The 9,209-nt window shown below is 39.0% G+C and carries 8 protein-coding genes; 6 read left to right on the top strand and 2 right to left on the bottom strand.

Translation table 11 applies throughout. The annotated features are described in order from the left end of the window. The 3 genes from rpsO to ACFIL8_RS00640 all read left to right on the top strand — a co-directional run. Window positions 1–186 (top strand): 30S ribosomal protein S15 (rpsO, locus tag ACFIL8_RS00630; protein WP_375688749.1); only part of this gene is annotated, 186 nt, incomplete at its 5' end. Between the two features lie 248 nt (window positions 187–434). Next, on the top strand, window positions 435–2,627 hold the full coding sequence (gene pnp, locus ACFIL8_RS00635) for a polyribonucleotide nucleotidyltransferase (protein ID WP_375638359.1): 2,193 nt from the start codon (window positions 435–437) through the stop codon (window positions 2,625–2,627). A gap of 72 nt (window positions 2,628–2,699) precedes the next feature. Next, window positions 2,700–3,695 (top strand): class I SAM-dependent methyltransferase, encoded by a 996-nt coding sequence (locus ACFIL8_RS00640; RefSeq protein WP_375668317.1) that lies wholly within the window; start codon window positions 2,700–2,702, stop codon window positions 3,693–3,695. A 19-nt stretch (window positions 3,696–3,714) separates the two neighbouring features. Here the strand turns inward: ACFIL8_RS00640 and hslU are convergent, their stop codons facing one another. Then, window positions 3,715–5,025, bottom strand: a complete 1,311-nt coding sequence (hslU, locus tag ACFIL8_RS00645) for an ATP-dependent protease ATPase subunit HslU (protein ID WP_375611822.1) — start codon at window positions 5,023–5,025, stop codon at window positions 3,715–3,717. Then, on the bottom strand, window positions 5,026–5,607 hold the full coding sequence (hslV, locus tag ACFIL8_RS00650; protein ID WP_120121701.1) for an ATP-dependent protease subunit HslV: 582 nt from the start codon (window positions 5,605–5,607) through the stop codon (window positions 5,026–5,028). Window positions 5,608–5,827: 220 nt separating this feature from the next. On the opposite strand from hslV, the gene ACFIL8_RS00655 reads away from it, so the two are divergent. The 3 genes from ACFIL8_RS00655 to ACFIL8_RS00665 all read left to right on the top strand — a co-directional run. Next, the gene (locus tag ACFIL8_RS00655; protein WP_375668318.1) at window positions 5,828–6,817 is read left to right on the top strand and encodes an asparaginase; all 990 of its coding nucleotides are present in this window, start codon (window positions 5,828–5,830) and stop codon (window positions 6,815–6,817) included. A 123-nt stretch (window positions 6,818–6,940) separates the two neighbouring features. Further along, window positions 6,941–7,939, top strand: coding sequence for a type I pantothenate kinase (coaA, locus tag ACFIL8_RS00660; protein ID WP_375627680.1), 999 nt, complete (start codon window positions 6,941–6,943; stop codon window positions 7,937–7,939). A 13-nt stretch (window positions 7,940–7,952) separates the two neighbouring features. Beyond that, a partial coding sequence (locus ACFIL8_RS00665) for a M17 family metallopeptidase (RefSeq protein WP_375688752.1) occupies window positions 7,953–9,209 on the top strand: 1,257 nt, incomplete at its 3' end.

Here is a 9,209-nt window from a genome sequence, read left to right on the forward strand (position 1 = left end):
ATTGCTGTACTTTCTGAACGTATTTCTAATTTAACAAACCACTTTAAATCTCACAAAAAAGATAATCATTCTCGTCGTGGTCTTTTGAAGATGGTATCTCAACGTCGGCGTCTTCTTGATTATCTTAAAGGAGTTGACCAAAATCGTTATCAGACACTTATAAAGAAGTTAGGTTTGCGTCGCTAAAAGAAAAATGGAAGTGATATTTAAAAAACACCCATTTTTTCAACGTGTTGCTTTTAATTAAAAATTTTAAAAACTGATAAGTTATTATGGGATAGAACTGCTCATCGTTTCGCATTTAAGCAGTTTACTTCTCTTTTCTTGCAACAAAGATAAAAAGTATGTTGTCCACCCCAGATCTTGGAAGTATGCTACGCAAAACCAGAATGTGAGCAATCAAAGATTTAAACACTGGTCATTAAGGATAAAAAATGTTCAAAACGCACAAGATAGAAATTGAATGGGCCGGGCGTCCGCTCACCCTTGAAACAGGGAAAATAGCGCGTCAAGCTGATGGTGCAGTGATTGCTACCTATGGAGAAACGATTGTCTTAGCTACCGTTGTATCGGCCAAAATCCCAAAACCAGACCAGGACTTTTTTCCACTCACCGTTAATTATCAAGAAAAATCCTATGCTGTTGGTCGAATACCTGGGGGCTATTTAAAACGTGAAAGTCGGCCAAGTGAAAATGAAACTTTGGTTTCACGTTTGATTGATCGCCCAATTCGTCCCCTTTTCGTTGAGGGATATAAAAATGATACACAAGTTATTGTTTCCGTTATACAGCATGATCTCGAAAACAATCCCGATATCCTTGCGATGATTGCATCTTCTGCGGCATTGACCCTGTCAGGTGTTCCTTTCATGGGGCCTATAGCCGGTGCCCGCGTTGGCTATTGTAATGGACAATATATTCTTAATCCTCATATCGATGAAATGCCTGAATCAAAACTTGATCTTGTTGTTGCTGGAACAGAAAGTGCTGTTTTGATGGTTGAATCAGAAGCACAAGAATTACCGGAAGATATCATGTTGGGGGCCGTAATGTTTGGTCACAAAGGCCTTCAACCTGTCCTTGATGCCATTATAAAGCTTGCTGAAGTTGCTGCAAAAGATCCTCGTGATTTTGTTCCTGAAGATCTTTCTGAGCTTGAAAAAGCGATGCAGAAAATGGCAGAACAGGATATACGAAAGGCTTACACAATTACTGATAAGCAAGAACGTTATGCTGCAATTGATGCACTAAAGACAGAAATCCTCAATAAATTTATGCCAGAACCAGAAAAAGACTGTCAATTTAGTGCAGATCAAATTGCAACCGTATTTAAACAGTTGCAAGCAAAAATTGTTCGCGGAAACATTCTTGATACCCAAAAGCGGATTGATGGACGCAATCTTTCTACCGTACGCCCTATCCAATCAGAAGTAAGTATTTTACCCCGCACACATGGATCAGCACTCTTTACCCGCGGAGAAACACAAGCGATTGTCGTTGCAACATTGGGAACTGGTGAAGATGAACAATATGTTGATTCTTTGACAGGAATGTATAAGGAAACATTCCTTCTCCATTACAATTTTCCACCATTTTCAGTGGGTGAAACGGGACGCCTTGGTTCTCCAGGTCGTCGTGAAATTGGACATGGCAAATTGGCATGGCGGGCAATTCACCCCATGTTACCAACGAAAGAATCTTTTCCTTATACCATTCGTGCTGTCTCAGAAATCACTGAATCCAATGGCTCTTCTTCTATGGCAACGGTTTGTGGAACCTCACTTGCTCTTATGGATGCTGGTGTTCCTCTAGCACGCCCTGTTGCTGGTATTGCTATGGGCTTGATTAAAGAAGGAGAACGCTTTGCTGTTCTTTCTGATATTTTAGGGGATGAAGATCATCTTGGAGATATGGATTTTAAAGTCGCAGGAACAGAAAATGGTATTACTGCCTTGCAAATGGATATCAAAATTGATGGTATTACCGAAGAGATTATGAAAATCGCGCTTGAACAAGCCAAAGGTGGACGAATCCATATCCTTAATGAGATGGCGAAAGCTTTAACCAGTGCACGTGCTGAGCTGAGTGAATTTTCTCCACGAATCGAAGTTATGAATATTTCTGTCGATAAAATCCGTGATGTTATCGGCTCTGGTGGTAAAGTTATTCGGGAAATCGTGGAACAAACTGGAGCAAAAATTAATATTGAAGATGATGGTACCATTAAAATTGCTTCTGCTGATGCTAAAACCATTGAAGCAGCAAAACGTTGGATCCATTCTATTGTCGATGAGCCTGAAGTTGGTGCTATCTACCAAGGAACAGTTGTAAAAACTGCAGAATTTGGTGCATTTATAAACTTCTTTGGTTCTCGTGATGGACTCGTTCATATCTCTCAGCTTGCATCAGAACGCGTCACCAAAACAACAGATATTGTAAAAGAAGGTGACAAAGTTTGGGTTAAATTAATGGGCTTTGATGAGCGTGGAAAAGTTCGGTTATCAATGAAGGTCGTTGATCAAACAACCGGAAAGGAAATCACCAGTGATAAAGCGATGAATGAAGAAAAGTGCGTGGATGAAAAAAAACAACCTGAAAATAAGCGCCGCCGTAAGAAAGAAGAGTAAGTTTTTCCTCTTATCGTATCATGAAATGCCATCCCAACATTGGAGTGGCATTTTTCTTTGAAAGAGTCATATGTGTTATTATTTTTGCCTTTTGAAAATCATGAACTCCCGTATCCTGATCCAAACCAGTGTTGGCTAAGTTTTGGTTTAACAGAAATCCCAGCTCCAGAATGGGCACAAAATTTAAAAGTTATTACGCCTTGGCGACCAGATTTTTTAAAATTTGTCGATACTCAATTTCACTGCTCTCCTCAAATAGATAAAACTTTCAGCTATGATGGTGCATTTTTACATTTGAGCAAATATCGTGGTTTGAACCAAAATTGTTTTCTTGATTTATTAGAATGCGTTAAACCCAATAGATGGATTGTAATTAGTGGGGATAAAACTGCTGGTGCTGCTTCAATGATGAAATGGGTCAAAACAATTGTTCCCATCACCAATAAATTGTCTAAAAATCATGGTCTTGTATTTTGGTTGCAAGTTCCTCAACAAATTGAGAGACATAACATTGCGCAATTGCGCTCACCACCGCTCACTTTTGGTAAATTTCAAACCACTTCTGGTATGTTCTCACACGGACGTATTGATCCAGGATCTGCTGCGCTTGCTTCTTATATGCTCAAAATTATTTCTGGAAAAACGGCTGATTTTGGTGCTGGATGGGGTTATCTTTCTCACGTTGCGCTTGAAAGAAGTGAAAAACTCACCGCTCTCGACCTTTATGAAGCAGACTACAATGCTTTGAGAGCAGCAAAACAGCACCTTAAATCCATAACAGCTCCTTTTCCAATTCATTTTTATTGGCATGACCTTGTACATGAACCTGTCACAAATCTATATGACACAATCATTTCAAATCCACCGTTTCACACACAACAAACAACAGATGTTTCATTAGGAAAAAATTTTATTATAAATGCTGCAAAGTGCTTAAAGCCAAGCGGCAGTCTGCTTTTTGTTGCAAACCGCCACCTGCCTTATGAAACATTATTAAAAAATATTTTCCGCACAGTGTTGATACATGAACAAGCCCATGGTTTCAAAATTATCGAAGCACGCAGATAAACAGAACAAGCAATAACTTTCAAAGAATAAAACGTGAAAGATCGATATCAGCAGCAAGCTCGCCAATAGATTTTCTCACATAAGCAGCATCAATTTTAAACGATGTTCCAGCTTTATCAGGTGCAGTGAAAGAAATCTCATCCAAAACGCGCTCCATCACTGTTTGCAAACGACGTGCCCCTATATTTTCAATCCTTGCATTTAAATCTACAGCAATATCTGCTAAAGCATCAATTGCATCATCGGTAATTTCCAAATGAACCTCTTCCGTTGCCATAAGAGCGATATATTGTTTAATCAAACTAGCTTCTGGTTCCGTTAGAATGCGCCGTAAATCTTCCCTTGTTAAAGGGTTCAGCTCCACACGGATGGGCAAACGTCCTTGAAGTTCCGGTAATAAATCAGATGGCTTGGAAACATGAAATGCACCTGAGGCAATAAAAAGAATATGATCTGTTTTGATTTGCCCATATTTTGTAGCAATTGTTGTTCCTTCAACCAAAGGCAAAAGATCCCGTTGAACGCCCTCACGCGAAACCGCAACACTTGCTCCACCATCCCTGGTTGCAATTTTATCAATTTCGTCGATAAAAACAATACCGTCATTTTCAGCAACACGAAGCGCCTCTTGAATAATTTGCTCCTGATCAAGGAGTTTTTCAGATTCATCATCAATGAGCGGTTTAAAAGAATCCTTTACTGTCGTCTTACGGACTTTTGTACGACTGCCCATTTTGCCCAAAATATCTGATAAATTCATAATACCCATTTGTGCCCCAGGCATACCAGGAATATCAAAGGTTGAAGCACTATTGCTATTATTATCGGCGACTTCAATTTCAATCTCTTTCTCATCCAATTCACCTTCACGCAATTTTTTACGAAAACTATCACGGGTAGCAGGACTTGCTGTTTTACCAACAAGGGCGTCTAAAACGCGCTCTTCAGCATTCACGTGAGCCTTTTCTTTTATTTCATCCCGTTTCTTTTCACGCACAAGAGAAATGGCAATTTCAACAAGATCTCGAATAATTTGCTCAACATCACGTCCCACATAACCAACTTCAGTAAATTTAGTCGCTTCTACTTTAACGAAGGGTGCTCCAGAAAGTTTTGCTAATCGACGTGCAATACCAGTTTTACCAACTCCTGTTGGCCCTATCATTAAAATATTTTTTGGCATAACTTCTTCACGCATCGGCTCATCAAGCTGTTGCCTACGCCACCGATTGCGCAATGCAATAGCTACAGAGCGTTTGGCATCATTTTGGCCAATAATAAAACGATCAAGTTCAGAAACAGTCTCACGAGGGGAAAATACAACACACATTTAAATAGCTTTCTCTAAAGAAGATAATTCTGCATCCAATGTTTCAATCGTAAAATGATCATTGGTGTAAACACAAATTTTAGCGGCAATAGTCATAGCTTTACGAGCAATAGTTTCTGCATCCAAATCCAAATCCATGAGTGCACGCGCTGCTGAAAGAGCAAAATTTCCTCCAGAGCCAATTGCCATAACCCCATCTTCTGGCTCTAAGACATCACCAAGCCCTGTTAGAGCCAAAGTTACTTTCTTATCAGCCACGAGCATCATTGCTTCGAGACGACGCAAATAGCGATCTGTTCTCCAATCTTTTGCAAGTTCCACACAAGCACGCATAAGCTGATCAGGATATTGTTCAAGCTTTGTTTCCAATCTCTCCAGTAATGTAAAAGCATCTGCCGTAGCACCTGCAAAACCAGCAATAACCACTCCGTTCTTTCCAAGACGACGCACTTTACGTGCATTGCCTTTCATAATTGTCTGTCCAAGAGAGACCTGACCATCACCGGCCATCACGACTTTTCCACCTTTTCGTACCGTAATAATTGTTGTACCATACATTATGTCTGGCTTATGTTCTGTCATAAGGAAACTCCTTAATATTAACTTTACTTTTTAATATTGATTTCTTTTCATACAATGTAAAACTCAATTACTATTGTCCTATTTAAGAACATATACAGCAAAACACAATGATTCAGCATAACTCAATTTGTTGAAAATGGAAAAATGATATCATTGTTGTCAATGTAAATTACTGCTAAATAGCTTTATATAAACAGTTTGTGCTTTTTAGAGGAAAATTATGAAAAAAATAGCCATAGGGACCTTAGGTGGAACAATTGCAATGACTGCTGATAGTTTTGGTCACATGCAACCGACTTTAACTTCAGATAACCTCATAAAAAGTGTTCCTGATTTAAATAACGTTGCTGATATTCATGCACAAACATTGATGCAAATACCAAGTGGATCTTTATCGTTTCAAATGCTTTTTGAAATAATTAAGTGGGCAAAACAACAAATAAACGCTGGTGCAGAAGGTATTGTTTTAACACAAGGGACTGATACTCTGGAAGAAACAGCTTTTTTTCTTTCTCTTTATTGGAAAGAAGCCGAACCACTCATCATAACCGGTGCTATGCGCATGCCTCATGAAGCAGGCGCCGATGGCCCCGTCAACATTTTAGCAGCCACTCGTGTCGCAGCAGCCACACAAAGTCGTAACAGGGGCGTTCTCGTTGTCATAAATGATGCAATTCATTCACCTTATTGGCTCTATAAAAGCCATACCGTCAAAGTCGAAACATTTCAATCAGGTCTTGCAGGTGTTTTAGGAACTATTTTAGAGGGAAAACTTATTTATTTCAATGATCGAAAATTTTTCCCAAAAACGTTTGATCTTCCCCAAAACCATGATCATCAAATTGCACTCCTCTATTCCTCTTTATCATCTGATGCAAAATTAATGAAACTATGCCTTGAAAGTGGGTATTATGCTGGAGTTGTTATTGCTGGTTTTGGTGCAGGACACTGTAGTTTTCAAGAAGCAGACCTTGTACAACAATATGCACAAAAAATACCAATCATTATTGCTAGTCGTTGTTGTAATGGCTCAACAACTCGTATAACTTATGGCTATAAAGGCTCCGAAATCGATATGATTGCTTCTGGTGCTCTCATGTCTGGTTATTTATCAGCCGTAAAAGCGCGTCTACTTTTATGGACTTTTTTGGCGCAAGGGCACTCATTAGCACAAATCCGTGCAAACTGGAATGACTGGACTATAAGTTAATGAAAAATGATCTACTATCTTAAAAGAAGAGAGCATGCAAAACAAAATTTACTTGAAAATGAAGCCGCTCATCTGTCTACTCTTAAATCAATTGCTGCTGCAAAAAATTCTCGACCAATACAAATGATTGATACGACTATACAAAAAATTAATCAGAAAGATAATCTGATCAAATCCGTTTCTGACCGATATTCACCCTATCGCGTTTTTACTGCACAAGAATGGTCAGAGTTTCGTGCAGACACACCTCTTACTTTGACTTTTGATGAAATTAAGCGTTTACGCTCTATTGATGATCCTATTGATCTTAAAGAAGTCCAACGCATTTATCTTTCTTTATCGCGTCTATTATCATGCCATGTTGAAGCAGTACAGGAACTTTTTCACAAACGTCAGCAGTTTCTCCATCAAGAAGAGAGTAGAAAAACGCCCTTTATTATTGGAATTGCTGGTTCTGTAGCTGTAGGAAAATCAACCACGGCTCGCATTCTTCAAGAACTGTTGAAAAGATGGACATCTAGCCTTAAAGTTGATCTAATCACAACGGATGGTTTTCTCTATCCTAACGCAATCTTACAGCAAAAAAATCGAATGAATCGCAAAGGATTTCCTGATTCCTATGACATTAAAAAGTTGCTGTGCTTTCTTTCGGCTATAAAAGCAGGTATCGGAAATGTCCGTGCCCCGCTTTACTCACATATGATCTATGATGTTCTAGAAAATCAGACTATTACCATTGATCGTCCTGATATTTTAATTGTTGAAGGTATTAATGTATTACAGGTCAGTGATCTTCCTAAAGATGGAAAAGCTATTCCTTTCGTATCAGATTTTTTTGATTTTTCAATCTATGTCGATGCTGAAACAGAAGTCATTCGTCACTGGTATTTGGAGCGCTTTAAACGTTTGCGTAAAACAGCTTTTCAAAATCCTGAATCCTATTTTCATCGTTATGCCCATCTCAATGAAAAAGAAGCTTCAAAAATCGCTGAGGATCTTTGGCAAACGATTAATTTAAAAAATTTACAGGAAAATATATTGCCAACACGACCACGGTCCAATCTCATTCTACGAAAGGGAAAAAATCATTTGGTCGAATATGTCGCACTTAGACGACTATAAGGATCTCATAACTATGCAGCACCACCACATTCATTTTACCTCAACACGTATCGATAACAGTTGCCCTATCATCTTGGTAAACCAAAGAACTCTTGCCAACTTATCACTTGATGCGTCAACAACAGCATGGATAAAAGTTAATGACTTTACTGGTAAAGCGGGACAAATACTCTTTATTCCTCACGAAACGGGGCATTTAAAAAAAGTTTTATTTGGAATTGGCAATGGTAACGATCCTTTTATCACAGGAGTTCTTGCTCAAAAACTTCCTGCTGGTCAATGGCATTTAGAAGGTACAACCTCTGATGAAATAAATACCTATCTTGGATTAGCATTCGGTAGCTATCAATTTAATCGCTATCGTCAAAATTCTTCTTTCAAATCATTATCTATCCATGTCAATGAGGCTATTGATCTTAATGAACTCCAACGAATTTATGAAGCTGTCTTTTTCGTCCGTGATCTCATTAATATTCCAGCCAATGATATGAACCCTGATACTCTCGAAAAAGAAGCTCGAAAACTAGGAAAAACCTATGGTGCTCATATCAAAAGTATTTGTGGAGACGATCTCTTAACCCATAACTTTCCGATGATTCATGCTGTAGGACGAGCAGGCAGCACTGCACCACGACTGATTGAGTTACTCTGGGGGCAAGAACATCATCCTAAAATAACGTTGGTGGGCAAAGGCGTAACTTTTGATACTGGAGGCCTCGATATTAAATCAGCCAATAACATGTTGCTTATGAAAAAAGACATGGGGGGTGGAGCAAACGTTTTGGGATTGGCTAAACTTATCATGGATGCAAAATTGCCTTTCCGTTTACGCGTTTTGATTCCAGCTGTAGAAAATGCAATTTCTGCGAATGCTTACCGACCAGGTGATATTCTTAAAAGTCGTAAAGGTTTAAGTGTTGAAGTAGGTAATACAGATGCTGAAGGGCGCCTTGTCCTTGCCGATGCACTCGCCTATGGTGATGAAGAAAGTCCACAATTCATGCTTTGTATGGCTACTTTAACAGGGGCAGCGCGTATAGCATTAGGACCAGATCTTCCCGCATTTTATTGTAATGATTCAATATGGGCACAACAAATTTCTGAATCTGCTCACGCTGTCTTTGATCCTCTTTGGCAAATGCCCCTTTGGAAACCTTACCAAGAGATGTTATCATCACCAATTGCCGATCTTAACAATGTAACTGGAAATAGCTTTGCTGGTTCTATAACGGCTGCTTTATTTCTTAATTCTTTTGTTGAAAAAGCTGAA

Source organism: Bartonella sp. AP57NXGY (assembly GCF_042195805.1).
Lineage (GTDB): Bacteria > Pseudomonadota > Alphaproteobacteria > Rhizobiales > Rhizobiaceae > Bartonella.